This window comes from Emergencia sp. 1XD21-10, assembly GCF_009936045.1.
Taxonomy (GTDB): Bacteria; Bacillota; Clostridia; order Peptostreptococcales; family Anaerovoracaceae; genus Senimuribacter; species Senimuribacter intestinalis.
Map to the genome: position 1 here is coordinate 1 of NZ_QWEQ01000007.1, position 19,734 is coordinate 19,734.

Here is a 19,734-nt window from a genome sequence, read left to right on the forward strand (position 1 = left end):
TATCACCCTTTTCTTCTCCCGTCAAGTACCTTTTTCCCTTTTTTCTATTGTTCTTTTTTTCTGAATCCTTCAGCGCTCACTTCTTCCAATTCTCCGCACAGTTTCTCCACTGCGGCAAAGTCGTCACGCTTAAAGGCTGCAGCGATGGTTGCTTCCAGCTCCTGCTTCCGTTTATCTGTTTCCAGGTAATTTCGGTCAAAATACTTATCATACACCATTTTACGAAAATTCTTCGTTCGCATGCGTCTGACAGTATTATCTTCTACTAAAAGCACATAATCCGCACATCCTGCTGCTAAATAAAAGTCATGACTGACCATGAGCACCGCTCCTCTGTATTCGGAAATCGCTTTTTCCAAGGCCATCTGCGCGTAAATATCCAGATGACTGGTCGGTTCGTCGAGAATTAAAAGCTCTGCGTTTGAATTTGTGATGAGGGCAATCTGAAGCAAATTCTGTTCACCTCCAGAAAGCTGCCCTACTCTTTGATCCAGCAGCGCTTCTTCCAGGCAAAACTTTGCAAGGTATCCACGCGCCCTTTCCTTTGTCTCAAAGCCATAATTCTGCAGAACCTGATATACAGTCTTGCTTTCATCGTGTAATACGCCTTGTAGCTGTGACAGATACGCATACTTTGTGTTCTCGTCTATATAAATGGAAGGATTATCATTTTCCAAAATGTCACGGATTAAAGTAGTCTTACCTGTGCCGTTTGCGCCAACAATCGTCACCTTTTCCCCTGCAAACAGTTGAAAATTCACATTCTGCAGCAAGTCTTCATCAAACGCTGCCTCATAATCTGCAACGTGAAGTACAGTTTTCTTTGTTTCAGTTCCAGACTCAGCAGCCGAAACCTCCGGCAGCACGATTTCCGGCTCACGAATTTCAATAAAGGGAGCCTTAATCTGCCTTGTGCGCAGACGATCAAGCTGAGACTGTTTTGCATTGACAGACCTTCCGATGACCGGATTCACCATATCCGTTGCTCTTTTGCGAAGGATTTGAACCATCTGTTCTGTACGTTCAATTTCCTCCTGCTCCGCTGCATTTTGCATCCTCAGTTTCAACTTTTCTCTAAAAATAGAACAGCGGTATTCCGTGTAATTGCCGTCAAATTCCTGCAAATCTGCATTCTCCAAATGCAGGATTTTGTTAAAGCAGTGATTGAGCAGATATCTGCTGTGAGTCACCACCAGCAAAGTTCCTTTATACTCGTTGATTAACTGACAGAGACTGCTCAGGTTGGCAAAATCCAAGAATGCATCGGGTTCATCCAAAATCAGCAAATCCGGTGCAAGAAGCATTTCTCTCATAATCTGCAGAACCTTGTATTCACCACCGCTAATCTTAGACAGCTTTGTTTCTGCGAGACCACTCATATGTGCGATGTACAGCTGTTTGCGGATATTGCTTTCATAATGGTCCCCGTCCATGGCTTCATTTATGTCAAGAAGCTGCTGATATTTTTCCAGTGCCGCCTCCATATCCTCCGCTTTCGCCATTTCTTCGCAAACTCCAGCGATGTCTTTCTGGATTTTTAAAAATCTTTCACTGAGATATTCAAAAACAGTACAATCCTGTAATTTATCTTTTGCATTGAACTGGCTAGCATATCCAATTCTGTAATCTTCTGATCTGTATATTTTTCCGTCGTAAAGATATTCGTCAGGTTGTATCAGCATATCGACCAGAGTTGATTTGCCGCTTCCGTTGCTTCCGATTAAAGCGCAGTGTTGCCCTATTTCTAAAGAAAACGAAATATCGTGATATAAATCTTTTGCAGGAAAACCGTAAGATAGTTTTTCTACTCGAATCATTCTTTTTATCCTCGTTTCTACTATTGCTAGATAATTTCTTTATTAAAGTGTCCCCTGGTATCTGTTTCCTGATTGAAAAGAGGTTTGTTAGCTGTAGCATTTGCGCTGTTCAGCTTTTGCTGCGCTGCTTTAACTACTTTGACTACCTCGTCTTTTGATTCAATGGTGAAGTTCAGTCTAAAAGCCTCAATACCTCTAATGGACGGTATTTCATCTAGAAGATTCAGTATCTTGCCGTTCAAAATCGTGGTTGTGCAGTCACCATGGGAAAGAATCGGAAAGGTACCGTATTCATCTTTCATCTCGTAGGTCTTTGCTCTGCAGTTACCACACTGATTCATTTTTTTCATAGGACAATACTTTGTGAACATCAACGGTGCACGTCCGTATACCACCATTTCCAAAGCTGGATAGCCATCATTTTTTGCATAGTATGCGTCAATTAGATCACCAATCTGCTTTTTGTTCAACTCATAGGACAAAGTTACTCGCTTTGCGCCCAGTCGAAAAAGCTCGTAGCAGCTATCTGCATTGACTACATTTAGAGAATAGTCGGTGACAAATGGATTGCGGTCTCTGTAATAATAGATTCCGCCGTATCCGCCGATCAAAAGTTCCCCTTCTTTTTCTTCATAAGTAATTTGATTTCTTCGAATAACATTGTCAAAATAGATTTCCTTTATGCCGCACTTTACGCAGGCGTCATACTGCGCTTTTGTCGTAACGGAAACAGTAAGATACGGATTCTTCTGTGCGAAAGAGATTTTCTTTTTCGCCTCGGGAATTTTCGTACGTCGTGCTTTGCCTGTAATCTTTGCGTCGTATAAGGCCTGGACGATTGTGCGTCTGGCGCTGTTGAGCATTTTCACCGGAATAAAAGCGTTGTACTCTTCAAATTCCACATCACCAAGGGAAAAGACTGTGTCTTTCAGTTTAGAAAGCTGTTTCACAACTTGCTCTCTAGTGGTCGGATTATTCATCGCCTCTTCCAAAATTTCTCCGCTTTCATACAAGTAGCTGCATCCCAGCCCTTCTGCGTCAATGACCAGATTTGCACCGGGATAAGCGTAAACTTTCATATGTAGCGGAAATCGTCTGAATTCGTCTTGTAAACCGTTTCCCAGCTCATTATAAAACAGGTAGTCTTTCGTCTTATAGATTACGTCTCCTATGGATAGCTTTTCTTTTATTTTGATATAGCAAACATCTTCAGCTTTGTTAATCAGCATTCCCTCTCTGTCGTACAGTTTTACAACGGACAGATTAACGTCTTCGCCTCCAGCATCGATTCTGATGATATCGTTCTGATTTAATACCTTATCCAGGGTGATTTCATACATGCCTTTGTAAAATCCTGTAATTCTGCCAATCTCGTAACCGAAGTTGTTCGGTCTTTGAATATTGGACAAGTCTTTCGGGTCCTCGTGAAACAGATACCCTTTTGTAAAGGTTCTATTGAAAGTTTTTTTCAAATCTTCCTTGTCACTTACTGTCACCTTGCCATCCAGTGCGGCTCTGTATTTTGAAACGACGTTTGCCACATAGGCAGGCTCTTTCATACGCCCCTCGATTTTCAGAGAGTCGATTTCCTTAAGTTCCTCTATATAGTCGATGGTATTTAAGTCCTTGGTCGATAACAGGTAGTTTTTTCCAAAAGACTCGCCTGTGGTCCTGTCAATTAGTTCATAAGGTTTGCGGCAGGATCCAACACATCTGCCCCGATTTCCACTCCGATATCCGATGAGACCGGACATAAGACAATTTCCTGAGTAAGATACACACAGAGCGCCGTGGACAAAGATTTCCAGAGGTATCTTCGCAGTCCGTTTGATTTCTTTCACCTTTTCAATTTCGACTTCTCGCGACAGAACAACTCTTTTAGCACCCAATTCTTTGAAAAGTAAAGTGCCTTCAAGGTCATCAATGCCCATCTGGGTCGAGCAGTGTACTTCCATATCCTCAAAATGGTTGACAGCATAGTCAAAAACCGCTAAATCCTGCACGATGACACCATCTACGCCAATCTCATTCAGCAGCTGAAGCTGCTTCTTCATGTCGTCAATCTCATCTTCAAATACAATCGTATTCATGGTTACATATATTTTTACATTTCTGAGATGCGCATAAGCAACCGCTTCTTTTAATAATTCCGTATCAAAGTTGGACGAATAAGCGCGGGCGCCGAATTTCCGCATCCCCAAATAGACTGCGTCGCAGCCGTTTGCAATCGCAGCCTTTAACGCTTCCATGTTTCCCGCCGGAGCTAATAGTTCAGTCATTGGTTCCTCCCGTCTGGTTTAGTAGTTATCGCCTCCGCCATGCATTATACGGCATCGCCTGCCAAAATGCAAGAAAAATAGCACTTTCAGCTGTCTTTTCAGCTTCAAATACTCTGTCGTTTTCTTTTAGATATCACACGGTTCAAAATGCAAATTTACAGCACTCAAATTCGTTGAACGAATAAAACCTGACCGCATCTCCATGTTTCACCAGTTCTGTTGCAACTGGCAGCATGGGATTGGGTTTACCATGTGCAGGGATACAAAAGGCTATTTTCTTCAATCACCGCCCTTTTCTCCATATGCTATACCGAACAATTCGGCAAATGCTCCTTTCGGAGGTATCGCAATCCCACACTCAATATCGCAAAGCAGGAGGAGCGTATCTCCCGGCTTAATCCCCAAAATATCACGAGCCTGTTTCGGTATTACAATCTGTTCCTTTTCACCGGCACTGGCTGTTCATACATATTTTCCTTCAGGTGCTTTCATTTTCTTCTATCTCATAAGTATAATTTATATAACTAGACATACTTCTTTTTTACCAAAATGACAATAGAACCACGAAAACGTCTATTTTATATGGGGCTGTATTTTCTGTGCACTCACGGAAAAAAATTCGCAGGTTTATTAATATTTCACCTGTTATTTTGGGTCGCTCATTTTCTTAGTGTCAAAATAGAATTACAAAAGGCGGAAAATACAACCGCATTCCCCGCCTTTTTCCAAGACATTTATTAATAGAAAGCTTCTGATAAACCAGAAGTTATTGCTCATTGACAAGCAGCTTCAGTACATCCGGCCTTGCGTAGTGGCCCACCGCGTCATGCTCCATCTTGCACGCAGCAGGCAAATCCATATCAAGCTCCGCGTAGATAATCGTTTCCTCATTCCAAACAGGCTCTGTCACATAATGCCCATAGGGATCAATGATACAGCTGCCCCCACTGCAGACCATTTCCGGCAGCTGAAGAACCGCTTTGTTCTCATTGAGGTCAGAAGGATAGGAGGAACGTCTAACAATCATATCCGCATTGATAAAGTAGCATTTGCCCTCAATCGCGATATGTTGAATCGTAGCCTGCCACTCCGGATTGTCGTTCGTATTCGGCGAAATATAGATGGTGATTCCTTTTTGATAAAGTGCTACCCTGGCAAGAGGCATATAGCTCTCCCAGCAAATCAGGCTGCCAATCGGCCCCCACGACGTTTCTGTCACCGGAAAATAATCCTTGTTTGCGTCACCCCAGACAGTCCGTTCTGATCCGGTCGGTTTCAACTTGCGATGCACCTTATAGGTCCCATCCGGCTCGAAAATGACATTGCTGTTATAAAGCGTCCCGTTGACCGCATCCCGCTCAGAAAAGCCAAGACTAATATAGGCACCTGTCTTCTTCGCTCTGTCGGCAAGTTCTCTGAATTCCTCAGCCCCGGCAACAACAGAAGCATCATAATACCGTTTCCAATCCTTTCGGCCTTCCTCAGTTCGCTTGCCCATGCTAAAACCAAAGTTCATTCCAATCGGGTAGCCGGGAATGAAAAGCTCAGGAAAAACGATTAGGTCTGGATTTTGGGATGCCGCTTCGTCGATATATCGAAGTGTCTTTTCCAGAGATGCTTTTTTATCAAACAAAACAGGCTCTGCCTGTACCAATGCAATTTTGCAGATTTTTTTGATGTCTTTCACAGTGATTCTCTCCTTCAAATACCGATTTGTTTCTTTCATTATAACAGCAAACACTCCCGTCGACAAGCATAAATCAGGCCGGCGCTCCAAGGAGCACCAGCCTGTCGTTTCCTTTCATTTCAAGGAATGTAGGATTTTTTATGATTTATTCCCACTCAATGGTGCCGCATGGCTTCGGTGTCAAATCATAGCACACTCGGTTTACCCCTTCAACCTCAGCCAAAATTCTATCAGTAATCTTGTGAAGCACCGGCCAGTCGATGTCTTCAATCGTTGCAGTCATCGCGTCCACAGTGTTGACCGCACGAATAATGACTGGATATTCGTAGCTTCTTGCGCCATCCTTTACGCCTACAGATTTAAAATCAGGCACCGCGGTAAAATACTGCCATACCTTGCCCTCAAGCCCATTTTTCGCAAACTCTTCACGAACGATTGCGTCAGACTCGCGAACCGCTTCAAGACGATCTCTTGTAATCGCGCCAAGACAGCGAACGCCAAGTCCAGGACCAGGAAACGGCTGACGGAACACCATGTTGTCAGGCAGTCCCAGCGCTTTTCCTACCACTCTGACCTCGTCCTTAAAGAGAAGCTTCACCGGTTCAACCAGTTCAAACTGCAGGTCTTCCGGAAGACCGCCAACATTGTGGTGCGCCTTAACGCCATCACTTTCTAAAATATCCGGATAAATTGTACCCTGTGCCAGGAATTCAATGCCGGACTGCTTGCGAGCCTCCTCTTCGAATACTCTGATAAACTCCGCGCCGATAATCTTACGCTTTCTCTCAGGTTCATCCACACCGGCAAGCTTGTCCAGAAAACGATCCACAGCATCTACGTAAATCAAATTCGCGTTCATCTGGTTTCTGAACACCTCTACTACCTGCTCTGGCTCGCCTTTGCGCAGAAGACCGTGATTTACGTGCACGCAGACCAATTGGCTTCCGATTGCCTTAATCAAAAGCGCCGCTACGACAGAGGAGTCTACCCCGCCGGAAAGCGCCAGCAGTACCTTCTTATCCCCAACCTGTTTTCTCACTTCTTCCACCTGTTCGGAAATGAAAGCCTCTGCCAATGCGGCAGTTGTGATTCTTTCCATCGACTCAGGACGTACAATTTTTTCCATATTTTTTCCTCCATATATTGTTAAAGAAAATAGCGTACAATATTTTTCATACCAAATATTATAGCCTACCGTCTTCTCCCATGCAAGGAAATTTTAGAATAATAAGCAGCTTATCACACACATATTCGGCCTCTATAGTACAATCCATTTTTTCCGTTAAAAGCTTTGCAATAGAAAGTCCCAGACCGCTGCTATTTCTGCCTGTCTCCACTGTATAGAACCGATCAAAAAGTCGCTCCACATCCAGTGATGTTAAATCCCTTGCTGTATTAGCAAAAATGATTACACCACCTGCACTCATGGTTACCTCAAAATCTCCATCACTATATTTCAGTGCATTGCTGATGACATTACCGAAAATTCGATTCACCGCCGCTTTATCCAGATATCGTTCAACCGGCTCTGTGCATATATTGATTTTCGGCATAATACCTCTTTGCTGCATAGCGCCGTAATAGGAAAGTAGGCTTTCCTCCAGCACCCTGCGCAAGTCCAGCGTTTCCTCCGACAGTTCTTTCACCGAAGCAACTACCGAATAGCGAAAGAGTTCTTCCGTCAGTTGCTTCATCACTTCCACCCTGCTGGTAATCTGTGTCAGATAGCGTTCCGCCACCTCGTCTTTTTCTATATCCTCTAAAAGTTCCAGGTAACCGCAGATTGCCGTAAGCGGTGTTCTAAGATCATGAGAAATATTCGTGACTGCCTCCTTTAGCTCCGTATCCCCTTGCAAAAAATGCATACGTTGTTTGCGCAGCCTGCGCAGTTGGTCGTTGATTGCCGCCGCCAACTTTCGCATTGCGGGATCTTGATGTGACAGATGAATCAACGTGTTTGTATCCATTTCAAGACGCAGCGCGAATTCCCGCTGAATCTCCTCTGCCGCTCTTCTAACTCCATAAAGCTTATAGCCAAGCACTACCACAGTGCAGCCTAAAACACCGATTATTCCCCATAAGAAAAATACCATAAAACACGTCCTTTATCTTAGCCTCTATTTCAGTTCTTTTTTTCTGAACAGCGCAATACCCAAAGCCGTGACCGCAACCGATATAACCGCCGAGTAGCCAGCCAGCAACCATGGTTTATCATTTTCCATCGTGGATACCTGTATCTGCTGTCCGCCCGGCGTCGCATCCAATAAAAATGTATAGACATCCCGCGTAGTCCCGGAAATATATCTCGGGTTCGGTTCCGGCTCAGCATTTTGCAGCGTTCCCGTTTCATCCATGTAATAGCCTCCGTAAACCTCCGGTTCATCAAGCAACCCCTTTATATAAGAACCGGCAAAAAGCAGCAGCAGCGCCAAAAGAATGCAGGCTACCGCAGAGGCTGCTTTGTTGTGGCACAAAAGCACAACCAGCGTAAAAATTGCGGAAAAGCAGACGCTTAACATCAGAGCGCAGCCGGCAAAAATCACCATCGCCCAAACTGCCTCGCCAAAGCCGCCCAAAAGCACCGCGCCCAATCCAAGGTAGCAGACCATATGAATCAGGCAGAAAAACATCGAGGTAAGACTGCATACCACAAACGTCGACAGATAGATCTCCCACCGCTGGTGTCCTGCAATAATCTTATTTCGAAGCGTTCCGTCAGCGTATTCCGTTCCTGTAAAAATTGCACAAAATACGGCAATCACTATTCCAACAAGCGCCACGTACTGAAAAGCCCCGCTTTCCAGGGTAGCGTCCATTCCACTGTCCCGGACCTGTTTCTTCATAAAAGCGAAAAAAAATCCCAACATTGCCATAAAAGCCGCAATGCCCCAGAAGATTTTTGATTTTTTTAATCTCATCAAATTTGCCAAAATTAAATTATTCATGACTTGCACCTCCCACCAGACTGACAAAGTAGCTTTCCAGACTTTCGTCCCGTTCTTCCATTGAAATGATTTGACAATTTTCCTTTGCCAATTCCATCGCAAGTTCTGAAACGTTGACCTTCGCATAGATATCAGCCTGTTTTTCTGAGAAAATGTGATACTCGATTCCCATGCGGTCCAGGACTACTGCAAGACGTTTCGTATCTGAAACCTCCGTGCGCACACATTTGCGGCAAACCTCCTCAAGCTCCTTCGCACTGATTTCTTTCATCATTCTGCCGCCGTCAATGAACCCATAATGGGTCGCCAGCTTGGAAAGTTCATCTAAAATATGGCTGGAAATCAGTACCGTAATCTGATGCTCCCGATTCAGCTTCAAAATTAATTCCCGCATTTCAATAATCCCCTGCGGATCCAATCCGTTAATCGGCTCGTCTAGCAGCAGAAAATCAGGATTTCCTACAAGGGCAATGGCAATCCCCAGTCTCTGGCGCATACCAAGAGAAAAATGTTTCGCCTTCTTTCTTTCGGTATGCCCAAGTCCTACCAACGCCAAAATTTCCGCAATACCGTCAAAAGACGGCAGCCCCAGCATCCTGCACTGCATTTTTAGATTATCGACAGCCGTAAGCTCGCCATAAATAGATGGCGTTTCTACCACAGCACCCATCCTGCTGCGGCTTGCTGCAATTGATTTCTCGCAGTTTTTTCTCCCATAGAGGACAAAGCTTCCCGCAGATGGCTCCTGCAAACCACAAATTAGCCGAATCAGTGTCGTTTTTCCCGCGCCGTTTCTTCCTACAAACCCATAAATAGAGCCCTTCGGCACATGCATAGAAAGTCCGTCCAGCGCCTTAAACTGCTTGTAGCTTTTGGACAGACCCTCCGTCGTTAAAACGTATTCCATATATGATATACCTCCTTCTCTTCACGCCTATCAGTTTACAAGCAGACGGTAAAGAAAGCGGTAAAGAAAAATGTAAAGATTTCGTAAAGCTTTTACAAGGTTTATTCTGTCAACTTAAATCCAATTCCCCATACGGCTTCAATATAATCTCTGCCGGAAGTCTCACGCAGTTTCTTGCGAAGATTGCTGACATGGATTTTCAGCGAAGCCTCTGTGCAGTCCGGCGTATCGAAACTGATGCGCTCCAAAATGGCTGACTTTGAAATCGCGCCGCCTGCCTGCTGCATCAGCAGCTTCAAAATCGCAAACTCTGTCTTCGTAAGTTTTACCTCCTGATTGGCTACGGTCACCAGCCGGCGCTGTTCGTCCAATCTTAAATCCCCAAAAGAAAGAAGTTCCGAAGGCGTTACCGCAGTCCTGAGGTGCACCGCGATGCGCGCCAAAAGCTCTTTCACTGCAAATGGCTTGCTCACATAATCTACAGCGCCGCTCATCAGCAGATTGACTTTATCCTCTACATCTACTTTCGCGCTGATTACGATGACCGGTATCCCGGAAGTATGTTTCAGGACTTCCTCGCCGCAAAGACCCGGTAACATTAAATCCAGCAGGATTAAATCCGGTCTTTTCTGCGCAAGCAAATAGAGAGCCTCTGTGCCCGAATAAGCTCTGCACACGCTGTAACCTTCCTTTTCGAGCACCTCACAGAGCATGTCTCCGATTGGTACATCATCATCTATGATTGCAATAGTCTTTGCGATATTTTTCATGAAATCCCCCTCTGTTTTCATAACTGCGTTCATTATACCATGACGATTCCTTGCAGCAACGCTGGTATAATCGTCTGCGTTCATTATACATCAAAATGGGTGGTTTGTGAAACCAATAAAAAACGGTCAGGCTGCAAATACACAAGCCCGACCGCTGCTGCTATCCTCTCAGATTGTTCAATTTATTCCGGTGAAATAGTCAAAAATATGATATCATCACCAAAGTAAAGTAATTCAAATGTGATACCATCAGAATTCTTCCACTGCACGCCCAACGTTGTAGTTTCTGGTTCACCTAGCTTCTTGGTCATACGTTCCTGCAAAGTGTCAAATAATTCTCCTTCAGGAATATCAGAATCATTCGTTCTCTGTATTACCTCAGTGATTGTCCGAAGAGAATTATCCGTTCCTAATGCATAAGACAAATTAATTTCCAGGTCATCTTTCTCCAGACCCAAAAATGTTCCGTCCAGCGATTCATGTGTACTGATGTCCTGCGTATCATTCCAGTTAGGTTTCCCTGCGTCAGCATCTTTTTCCAAAATTTGCTCATAGCTTTCTCCGAAGTTAATACCATATGGCATTTTGCCTAAATATCCTTGAGCAGAAGTCATTTTCAAAATTAAGAAAACAACTAGAATCACAACTACAACTCCTGCTGCAATCAGCCATTTAAATCTCTTCGCTTTGTTTGCAGCAACTGCATCCATGGGGATCTCTCCTTGAGCAAGTTCTGCCTCTTCCAGATTATTTGCTGTCTCCGCTCCTATCACTTTCTCTTCCTCAGCAGGCTCAATATGTACAAGTTTTGCTCCGCATGATGCACAAAACAAAGCATCATCATCTGCCTTAGTTCCACATTTACTGCAATACATCTTCTACCTCCTAATATAAATCTCGGTATTGGGTTTTTCTTGTATTATATCATAGAATATATTTATATGTCTATATTTTGAAGTTATTTAACTCATAACGACTGCACATATGGATCATTTTCTCTATAACCACCCACTACCCCGTAAACAGTGATATCTTCGCCACCGGTAAAACGTTCACGTCCCTGTGGATAACGATAGTCAATCCGCAGAAGTCTGTCATCAATGGAACCATTACTTATATCTTCAAAATACCTATATAGCTATTCTTATAAGAAAATTTACTAAATATATATATCAATCCCCTATAAATTTATTATATTTATACTGAGCAAATTCACCCTAGCAAAATGAACTGCCTATTATTCCTAATAAAAAAAATGCTCAAGTCGCTGGACTCAAGCATTTTCAATAGATTGGCTAGGGTAGCAGGATTCGAACCTGCGCATGATGGAATCAGAATCCATTGCCTTACCGCTTGGCGATACCCCAACATTTGGAGGCGACACCCAGATTTGAACTGGGGAATAAAGGTTTTGCAGACCTCTGCCTTACCACTTGGCTATGTCGCCATAATCATAAAAATGATATGGGGTGGATAGTGGGATTCGAACCCACGTATACAGGAGCCACAACCCTGTGTCTTAACCACTTGACGATACCCACCATATAGTATATACTACTCTGCTGAAATTATGCAATTCACCGTCAATTTATGCTCAGCTTTTGCATCATCCACAGCAAAATATACTTTAAAAAAATTGGCGACCTGGAACGGGCTCGAACCGTCGACCTCCAGCGTGACAGGCTGGCATTCTAACCAACTGAACTACCAGGCCGCATTACCGGTTCATTTACCGTACTGCCACTACAAATACAGTAAACGACCTCCGTAAGCCACTTGCTTGCTAGCTGAGGAACTATCACTTACACAGCTCGCATACAAGCGTCAGTGATTTGAAAAATGGTGGGCGTTATAGGGCTCGAACCTATGACCCTCTGCTTGTAAGGCAGATGCTCTCCCAGCTGAGCTAAACGCCCAAAGTGGTAGCGGCGAGTGGAGTCGAACCACCGACCTTCCGGGTATGAACCGGACGCTCTAGCCAACTAAGCTACACCGCCACATAGTTTCTTCAAATCACTGCAAGAAATATATTATCAAACCTAGCTGAGAATGTCAAGAACTTTTTTAGTATTTTATGCTTTTAATATGTCGCAACTTAACATTCTGCCGGCAGGTATCTTTCCTGCACTGCCCATCTTTCCATTCAATGAACAGCTTGAATAGATTACCATTTTCTTGGAGGTTTGTCAATAGGAATTTTAAAATTCCTCAGAAGTTTTTCTTAAACTTTCGCACACGATCTATTCCACCATAAGCTTTGCATATCCATGGTCAAAAACCGTTTTTCCAAACTCATAATCAAAAGTCTGTTTAAACAGTGGACCATCTGTAACCAGCGTATGATATTCTCCATTCTCTCCACAGACATCAACACCTTCTGCTGCAAGACGTGTAAGCAGTTCCAAAGATAATGCTTTCCCCAGATACTCTGCACCCATATATTTTGTATTTACTGTAGTGATTCTTGCAGTAAATCCCGCTTTCAAAAGTTCCTTCACCGCTTCTTTGCGATCCATCTGCCAGAGAGGAAAATATCCTGTAAGACCTGCTGCCTCACATCGATCCTTGTCCCACTTAAGATGTGCTTCTAAATCGATATCGCCAAAGACACAGTACTCAGCGCCCCTGCCTTTCCACTCACGCAGTTTCTCCTCGAACCTTTCCTCGTAATCTGTTCCGTCCGTCATAATTAAATCGATTGGAATTTCCAGCGCCGCAGAAAGTCTATCGAGCACATCCCGTCCCACTCCGTGAAACCAAGCTTTCTCTGCGTTTGTATTATAAGTAATTAAAAGTCCCAGCGGCTCCATATCGGCTTCTATCGCTTTATAAAGTGCTAAACTGCTATCTTTGCCTGTACTAAATGATGCTACAAATTTTTTCTTCTCTGTCATGCTTTCTCCTCTTACTATTCATATCACTCTACCGCAGACAAATTTTCCTTTACAACCCATTCACATGCGCTGCAGCTGCAAGTGCTGCTACGGCTCCATCGGCGGCAGCTGTAGCCAGCTGGCGAACAGACTTGGTTCTGCAGTCTCCGCAGGCAAAAACGCCGGGTGTCTTTGTAAGACAGTCTTCACCAGCGATGATATAGCCTTTCTCATCCAGGTCTACTACCTTTGAAAACGCCTGATTTGCAGGCATCTGTCCGATAGCGACGAATACGCCTGACACCTGCAGCGTTGTAACTTCCTCTGTTTTCACATTACGGATCTTAAGACCATTCACCAGCGCTTCTCCCAAAATTGTTTCAGGAACGCTATCCAGATAAAACTCTACATTATCCTTAGTGAGCAGTCTTTTTACGACAGTCTGCTCTCCGCGAAAAGTGCCTCTTCTGTGAATCAGATAGACTTCTTCTGCCAGATCAGAAAGAACCTCCGCATCCTCCAGGGCTGTATTTCCGCCGCCGATGACCGCTACTTTTTTCCCTCTGAAGAAAGCGCCATCACAAGTTGCACAGTAGGAAACTCCGCTTCCCACAAATCTTTCTTCTTCTGGAAGACCCAGCGGACGATTTTTCGCCCCAGCAGCGAGGATAACTGTTTTCGCCTCGTAGCTGCCGTTCTTTGTCACAACGAGCTTTACATTCTCACAAGTTTCAACAGAAACCACTTCTTCATAGATAATCTCAGCGCCCTGCTCTGTCGCCTGTTCATAGAAACTTGTCGCCAGTTCAAACCCCGAAATTTTCTTGATCCCCGGGTAATTTTCTACCTCCGGCGTGTTTAATATCTGCCCTCCAAATCCTTTTGCATCAATCAGAAGAGTTTTCTTTCCGGCACGTTGTCCGTAAATAGCGGCAGTAAGCCCCGCAGGTCCCGCTCCAATAATTATAATGTCATACATCACTCTACTTTTCCCTCCTTGAAAATGCGCATCATTTCTCTCGTCAGACTGATGCCATCGTCTTTAACATCCATCTCATCTCGGCTGAGCCATTCCGCAACAGAAAGTTCTTCAGAATCCATGGTAATCTCATCGTTTCCATCCACATGGCAGAAAAATCCCAAAAGCAGATTGCAATCCGTTCCCCATGGCTGACTCTTATAATAGGTAATATCTTTTACCTTAAGCCCAGCTTCTTCCATGACTTCACGACTCACCGTTTCTTCCGCTGTTTCGCCGATCTCTGTAAAGCCAGCAATCAATGCATATTTCTTGTACGCTCTGCCATTGTACTTTGTGAGGAGTATCTTATCGCCATTGATTACCCCTACGATAACTGCCGGCGCAATTCTCGGATACACTGTATTTCCACAGCAAGCACAGCGCATCATCCGCTCTTTATCATCGGGTTTCAGACGCTTTCCGCACCTCCCGCAAAATCTGCTGGTTCTGTACCATTGATATAAATGATGTGCAGTAGATGCCGCGAAGGCCAGTTCCTTATGTTCCAAATCCCGCAAATTCCTTGTGGATTCCCAAAAATATCCATCATTCAAAAGTTGTTGAATTACAGATTCCCCGTCGCTTTTCATTAAGAAGTAACCATCTTTTTCAATTCTGAAAAGGTACTGCAGATCAGCCCCTTCAAAAAAAACAGCACTAGGCACTGCCAGCCTGCCGTTGCTACCTTTCCTTACTAAAATTCTATCCTCGTCAAAGACAAAGACCCGATCTTCCGCCTCTGCCTCTTTCTTTTCAAACTCGTTGTACAACTTCCGTTCTCCTAATTCCTGAATCATTTGTCACACCTCTGACTAAAATAGTATTTACTTTCAACTCTATTTTATCACGAAATTCAAGGAAAGAAAGGAAAAGTTTTATAACAGATCTCATAGCCATCGCCTCTATCTCCAATGAGAAAAAGCTGCTGCCGTACACCCTCTTTTATCTGCGGTCCTAAAGCCTTGAGCGATTCAGTATATTTAAATTCCGAAACAACTTCATATACTCGATAATCATACAAGGAGAGATATGTAATTTCTTTTTGAATCGCTTCCACCTCAGAATGAGAAAACAGTATATCATCAGAAAGATTTTCTATAGACAAAATTTTAATACTTTCCACATGCGCCGATTTATTACCTGCCTCATTCCCTTTGATCATATCACAAAATTCATCTATAATCAGTTCCTGTGGTTTTTCTACCACCTCTGTGTTCAGTGTAACAGATCTGTCCCCAAAATCAAACGCTTTCTTTCCTCTATAAATATAGTTTTCTTCTTCTGCATAATTCCTCACCAGATTTTCTAGATAAGTAAACCAAATCTGTTCATAGCTATAATAACACGCACTTTTTTCGTCATAATATCCGTTCTGATAAAAAATCCCAATTCCTTTTATTTCTATGTAATATTCCTGATAAAGCTGTCTCGCATCATCAATCCTCTCTATGCCTTCAATATCCTGCAGCAACGTCTTAATTCTCTTCTGTGCTATTTCCTCAGTTCCGCTTTCCGCAACAAGCGTATACACCGTGCCATCGGAAAGCACGCCCTGTATCTCACGGATTACAAAATCTCCTTCAGCAAAATTTACTGGCTGTTTACTCTGCCAGTAAAAAATTACTGAAAAAAGAATTATAATCATCAGAACACCTATAGTCATCCAAGCTGCGACTGTTCTCTTTCTCTGTTTTTTTAAATAACTTCTAATCCCTTTAAGCATCCGCTCTCCGCCTTCTGATTCGCAAAAACATCTTTGCGTACTCAGCTCCCCTGCAAAGAGCTCATTTACCGAAATCGAAAGAGCATCACATAAAGAATGCAATATGGATACATCGGGAAAACTCTTTGCTCTCTCCCACTTAGAAACTGCCCGATCTGTTACCCCTAAAAGTTCTGCCAGCTGCAGCTGGGTCAAATGCTTTTCCTTCCGCCGCTGCGCAATAAATGCGCCGATTTTCTCATAATCTAAAGTCCTGGTGTCCATCCTCTTCCTCCTTTTTTATATTTTACCACAGACATATCTAAAGCCGCAACCAACTGATAGTTGAGTAACATGGCAAGGGCATGAAGAAAAAATTATCCACCTGAAAATTGTCTTACCCGTGCAATGATTTTAACTTAAAACAGGTATTTCTTGAAAAAGTGTATAAAGTGGATGTGCGATTCTTAACCGAAAATTATAAAATTCTGAAAAAATGTATAAAACCATCTGAAAAAATATACTTACCGGTTATTCTTACAGATATTATCCCTGCTGCCTTGTTGATACTTTGCATTTTGCGTAAGTTTATTTGAAGCTTTACTCAGTATCTTGCATAAAACGCAAAAGTAAAGATTTCTGCCAAAAATCTTTTATACATCATTTAATAAAAATCGCAATTTAGGTTAAAGTTTTCCTTTTTCCAGTTTTTCTTTGACGTTTTACACTGCTTCTATGGTGTACTTATTTAAAATTTGCCTTTTCCTCTTGACAACAGCCACGATATATGATTAAATAAACATATGAACATTCATTCATGTTAATTGAATGATAAAGAGGAGGTTTTATAATGAAAGCAATTCACAAAAGAAATTCTTTACAGCCATTACTTCACCATCACGATGAACACTGTGGCTGCGGTCATGCGCATCACGACCATCACGAAGCCGGTGTACACTGTGATGGCGGTCATAGCCATGAGCATCACCATGAACACCAAGAAGAAATCTGCGATTGCGGTTGCGGCCACGATCACCATGAGCATGAGCACTGCTGTGAGGAAGATGACAGCGGCGGTGATGGAGATGAGGAACACTCGCACCATCATCATGAACACTGCGACTGCCATTGCGAGCACGACCACCACGAACACGATGAGCACCACGAGCATGAGCATCACCACGTTGACGCTGCTGTTCTTGCTAAGGCAGACAAAAAAATCTATCTACTGGAAAATCTTGGCTGCGCCCACTGTGCTTCCAAGATGGAAGACAAAATCAATCAGCTGCCGACTGTAAAAGACGCAACCATTACCTACGCGACAAAACAGCTTCGCATTGCTGCTGATGACTGTGATGCACTGCTGCCAGAAATCCGCAGAATCTGCAGTTCTATTGAATCTCAGGTAAAAGTCGTAGATCCTGCTACAATGCAGGCAAAACAGCCATCCAGCGTTGCAGATACAAAAGAAGCCCGCAGCAATTCCAAAAAGAAAAAAATTTCAGAAGACAAACTGGAACTCGGCACGATTCTGGCAGGCGCCCTCCTCTTTGCAGGCGGTGTCATTACCCACCATATGGGGCTGGATCCCCGCATTATGATTGCACTGTCCGTCATATCCTACCTGATTCTGGGAGGAAAAATCATCTTAGAAGCCCTGAGAAACATTACAAAAGGACAGATCTTTGATGAAAACTTCCTGATGAGCATTGCTACCATCGGTGCCTTTATCATCGCTGAATACTTAGAAGCGGTAGGCGTTATGCTCTTTTACCGCATCGGCGAATACTTTGAACATAAAGCTGTCGAGAAAAGCCGCGTACAGATCATGGATGCTATCGATATGCGTCCCGAAGTGGTTAATTTAGTAAAAGGAACATCCGTAGCAATAATCCCCGCAGAACAAGCTGCAGTCGGAGACATCCTGCTTATCCGTCCTGGAGACAGAATCCCTCTGGACGGCATCATCATAGATGGAGAAAGCCGTATTGATACCTCTCCAATCACAGGAGAACCTGTTCCTGTTAGCGCAAAACCAGGCACCGCTGTAACCAGCGGCTGCCTCAATACTTCCGGTCAACTGCAAATCAGAGTAGAAAAATCCCTTTCCGAATCTATGGTTTCCAAAATTTTAGATTCTGTCGAAAACGCTGCTGCAAGTAAACCGAAATTAGACCGCTTTATTACCAGATTCTCCAGAGTCTATACGCCTTGCGTCGTTATCGCTGCACTTCTTCTTGCTGTGGTACCTTCTCTGGCAACAGGAAATTGGAACTACTGGGTTTATACTGCCCTTACCTTCCTTGTTATGAGCTGCCCTTGTGCGCTAGTACTCAGTGTACCCCTTGCCTTTTTCTCCGGCATCGGTGCAGGCTCAAAGAAAGGCATCCTGTTTAAAGGAGGACTTTCCATAGAAGCCCTGGGTAAGCTGAAGGTCGTTGTCATGGACAAAACTGGCACGATTACAGAAGGAAATTTCCTCCTGCAGAAAATCATCTCCGCCGGAACTTATGGCGAGGACGAACTGCTTGCAATCTGTGCAAGTTGTGAGCAGCACTCTACGCATCCGATCGCAACCAGCATCGTCAGCGCTGCCACTGGTAAAGGACTCACCCTTTCGGTTCCAGAAAAGCGGAATGAAATCGCAGGACACGGTATCGTCGCCCAAATGAAAGAAGGGCTTGTCCTCTGCGGCAATCAAAAACTGATGGAAAAATATCAAATTGCTATGCCGACACTTTCTGAGGCTGCAAGCGGCGCCGAAGTCTTTGTCGCCATCGACGGAAAATTTGCAGGGCGCCTCATCATCGCAGATACTATAAAAGCTGATGCAAAAGACGCCATCAGCCGTCTTAAGGCAATGGGCCTTCACACCGTCATGCTGACAGGTGATGCAAAAAACAGCGCTGAAGCTGTTGCAGCTCAAGTAGGCATCGATCAGGTATATGCAAAACTGCTTCCGCAGGATAAATTGACCATGCTGACAAAAGTAAGAGAAGAAAAAGGCAGCGTTATGTTTGTCGGAGACGGTATCAACGATGCACCTGTTCTCGCCGGAGCTGATGTAGGTGCTGCTATGGGAAGCGGCGCCGATGCAGCAATTGAAGCTGCCGATGCAGTATTTATGCAAACAGAGGTAAACTCTATTCCAAGCGCCATTTCTATTGCACGAGCAACAAACGCAATCGCAAAGCAAAACATCATCTTTGCCCTTGTAATCAAAGCAGCTGTCATGGTTCTAGGTGTTATCGGCTTTGCCAACATGTGGCTTGCTGTATTTGCCGACACAGGCGTGGCTATGCTGTGCGTACTGAATGCAATCAGAGCACTATACAAAAAATAATGTTATCGGGAGGAAACGCCAATGCCGCTTTCCTCCCATCCATAAAAATACGGAGGAAGAAACATGGACTTTGAAAAAACAGATCACCCTATCGAGGAAGAAACCCTTTACAGCTTAGCAGAGCTATTTAAGGTCTTTGGCGATCCTACCAGAGTCCGGATTTTGTATATCTTATCCTCTCAGGAACTCTGCGTCCAGGAAATTGCAGATGCGCTGTCAATGACCCAGAGCGCAATTTCTCATCAGCTGCGCGTTCTCAAGCAGACTGCCCTAGTAAAATTCCGCCGAGAAGGAAAAACCATCTACTATTCACTGGCTGACGATCATGTCGCTACCATCATGGCACAGGGGCTTGAACATGTTTTGGAATAATTTAATGATTCTCAGCAA

Annotated in this window: 15 protein-coding genes, 6 tRNA genes and 1 pseudogene; 2 read left to right on the forward strand and 20 right to left on the reverse strand. The window is 43.9% G+C overall.

All coding sequences use genetic code 11. From position 1 onward, the window contains the following. Window positions 1–44: 44 nt before the first annotated feature. The 20 genes and pseudogenes from D1151_RS04955 to D1151_RS05055 all read right to left on the reverse strand — a co-directional run bounded on the left by D1151_RS04955 (window position 45) and on the right by D1151_RS05055 (window position 16,286). The gene (locus tag D1151_RS04955) at window positions 45–1,817 is read right to left on the reverse strand and encodes an ABC-F family ATP-binding cassette domain-containing protein (RefSeq protein ID WP_161908193.1); all 1,773 of its coding nucleotides are present in this window, start codon (window positions 1,815–1,817) and stop codon (window positions 45–47) included. A 26-nt stretch (window positions 1,818–1,843) separates the two neighbouring features. After that, on the reverse strand, window positions 1,844–4,096 hold the full coding sequence (locus tag D1151_RS04960; protein ID WP_161908194.1) for a U32 family peptidase: 2,253 nt from the start codon (window positions 4,094–4,096) through the stop codon (window positions 1,844–1,846). 279 nt (window positions 4,097–4,375) lie between these two features. After that, window positions 4,376–4,588 (reverse strand): annotated as a pseudogene (locus D1151_RS17225) (AbrB/MazE/SpoVT family DNA-binding domain-containing protein). Window positions 4,589–4,862: 274 nt separating this feature from the next. Then, entirely contained in the window at window positions 4,863–5,783 is a 921-nt protein-coding gene (locus tag D1151_RS04975) for a carbon-nitrogen hydrolase family protein (RefSeq protein WP_160201173.1), read from the reverse strand. Between the two features lie 145 nt (window positions 5,784–5,928). Beyond that, window positions 5,929–6,882, reverse strand: a complete 954-nt coding sequence (guaA, locus tag D1151_RS04980) for a glutamine-hydrolyzing GMP synthase (RefSeq protein ID WP_243151017.1) — start codon at window positions 6,880–6,882, stop codon at window positions 5,929–5,931. 85 nt (window positions 6,883–6,967) lie between these two features. Beyond that, window positions 6,968–7,876 (reverse strand): sensor histidine kinase KdpD, encoded by a 909-nt coding sequence (locus D1151_RS04985; RefSeq protein WP_160201175.1) that lies wholly within the window; start codon window positions 7,874–7,876, stop codon window positions 6,968–6,970. Window positions 7,877–7,900: 24 nt separating this feature from the next. Beyond that, window positions 7,901–8,728: an ABC transporter permease subunit gene (locus D1151_RS04990; protein ID WP_161908195.1), complete on the reverse strand. Its 828-nt coding sequence runs from the start codon at window positions 8,726–8,728 to the stop codon at window positions 7,901–7,903. After that, a complete protein-coding gene (locus D1151_RS04995; RefSeq protein ID WP_161908196.1) occupies window positions 8,721–9,635 on the reverse strand; it encodes an ABC transporter ATP-binding protein in 915 nt (304 codons plus the stop codon). The genes D1151_RS04990 and D1151_RS04995 overlap by 8 nt, the downstream gene beginning before the upstream one ends. A 101-nt stretch (window positions 9,636–9,736) precedes the next feature. After that, window positions 9,737–10,405, reverse strand: coding sequence for a response regulator transcription factor (locus tag D1151_RS05000; protein ID WP_160201301.1), 669 nt, complete (start codon window positions 10,403–10,405; stop codon window positions 9,737–9,739). 182 nt (window positions 10,406–10,587) lie between these two features. Further along, on the reverse strand, window positions 10,588–11,280 hold the full coding sequence (locus tag D1151_RS05005; protein WP_161908197.1) for a zinc ribbon domain-containing protein: 693 nt from the start codon (window positions 11,278–11,280) through the stop codon (window positions 10,588–10,590). Window positions 11,281–11,697: 417 nt separating this feature from the next. Further along, window positions 11,698–11,772 (reverse strand) — tRNA-Gln (locus D1151_RS05010). Window positions 11,773–11,777: 5 nt separating this feature from the next. Then, window positions 11,778–11,852 (reverse strand) — tRNA-Cys (locus D1151_RS05015). A gap of 18 nt (window positions 11,853–11,870) precedes the next feature. Continuing rightward, window positions 11,871–11,946: transfer RNA gene (locus D1151_RS05020), tRNA-His, on the reverse strand. Window positions 11,947–12,042: 96 nt separating this feature from the next. Then, window positions 12,043–12,119: transfer RNA gene (locus D1151_RS05025), tRNA-Asp, on the reverse strand. A gap of 126 nt (window positions 12,120–12,245) precedes the next feature. Next, window positions 12,246–12,321, reverse strand: a tRNA-Val gene (locus D1151_RS05030). A gap of 4 nt (window positions 12,322–12,325) precedes the next feature. Then, window positions 12,326–12,402: transfer RNA gene (locus D1151_RS05035), tRNA-Met, on the reverse strand. A gap of 243 nt (window positions 12,403–12,645) precedes the next feature. Beyond that, window positions 12,646–13,299, reverse strand: coding sequence for a diphthine--ammonia ligase (locus D1151_RS05040; RefSeq protein WP_161908198.1), 654 nt, complete (start codon window positions 13,297–13,299; stop codon window positions 12,646–12,648). A 49-nt stretch (window positions 13,300–13,348) separates the two neighbouring features. Next, window positions 13,349–14,257 (reverse strand): thioredoxin-disulfide reductase, encoded by a 909-nt coding sequence (gene trxB, locus D1151_RS05045; RefSeq protein ID WP_161908199.1) that lies wholly within the window; start codon window positions 14,255–14,257, stop codon window positions 13,349–13,351. Next, a complete protein-coding gene (nudC, locus tag D1151_RS05050) occupies window positions 14,257–15,096 on the reverse strand; it encodes an NAD(+) diphosphatase (RefSeq protein WP_161908200.1) in 840 nt (279 codons plus the stop codon). The genes trxB and nudC overlap by 1 nt, the downstream gene beginning before the upstream one ends. 56 nt (window positions 15,097–15,152) lie before the next feature. Next, window positions 15,153–16,286 (reverse strand): helix-turn-helix domain-containing protein, encoded by a 1,134-nt coding sequence (locus D1151_RS05055; protein ID WP_161908201.1) that lies wholly within the window; start codon window positions 16,284–16,286, stop codon window positions 15,153–15,155. A gap of 565 nt (window positions 16,287–16,851) precedes the next feature. On the opposite strand from D1151_RS05055, the gene D1151_RS05060 reads away from it, so the two are divergent. Continuing rightward, entirely contained in the window at window positions 16,852–19,344 is a 2,493-nt protein-coding gene (locus tag D1151_RS05060) for a heavy metal translocating P-type ATPase (protein ID WP_161908202.1), read from the forward strand. A gap of 63 nt (window positions 19,345–19,407) precedes the next feature. After that, on the forward strand, window positions 19,408–19,716 hold the full coding sequence (locus D1151_RS05065) for a metalloregulator ArsR/SmtB family transcription factor (protein ID WP_161908203.1): 309 nt from the start codon (window positions 19,408–19,410) through the stop codon (window positions 19,714–19,716). The last annotated feature ends 18 nt before the right edge of the window (window positions 19,717–19,734 follow it).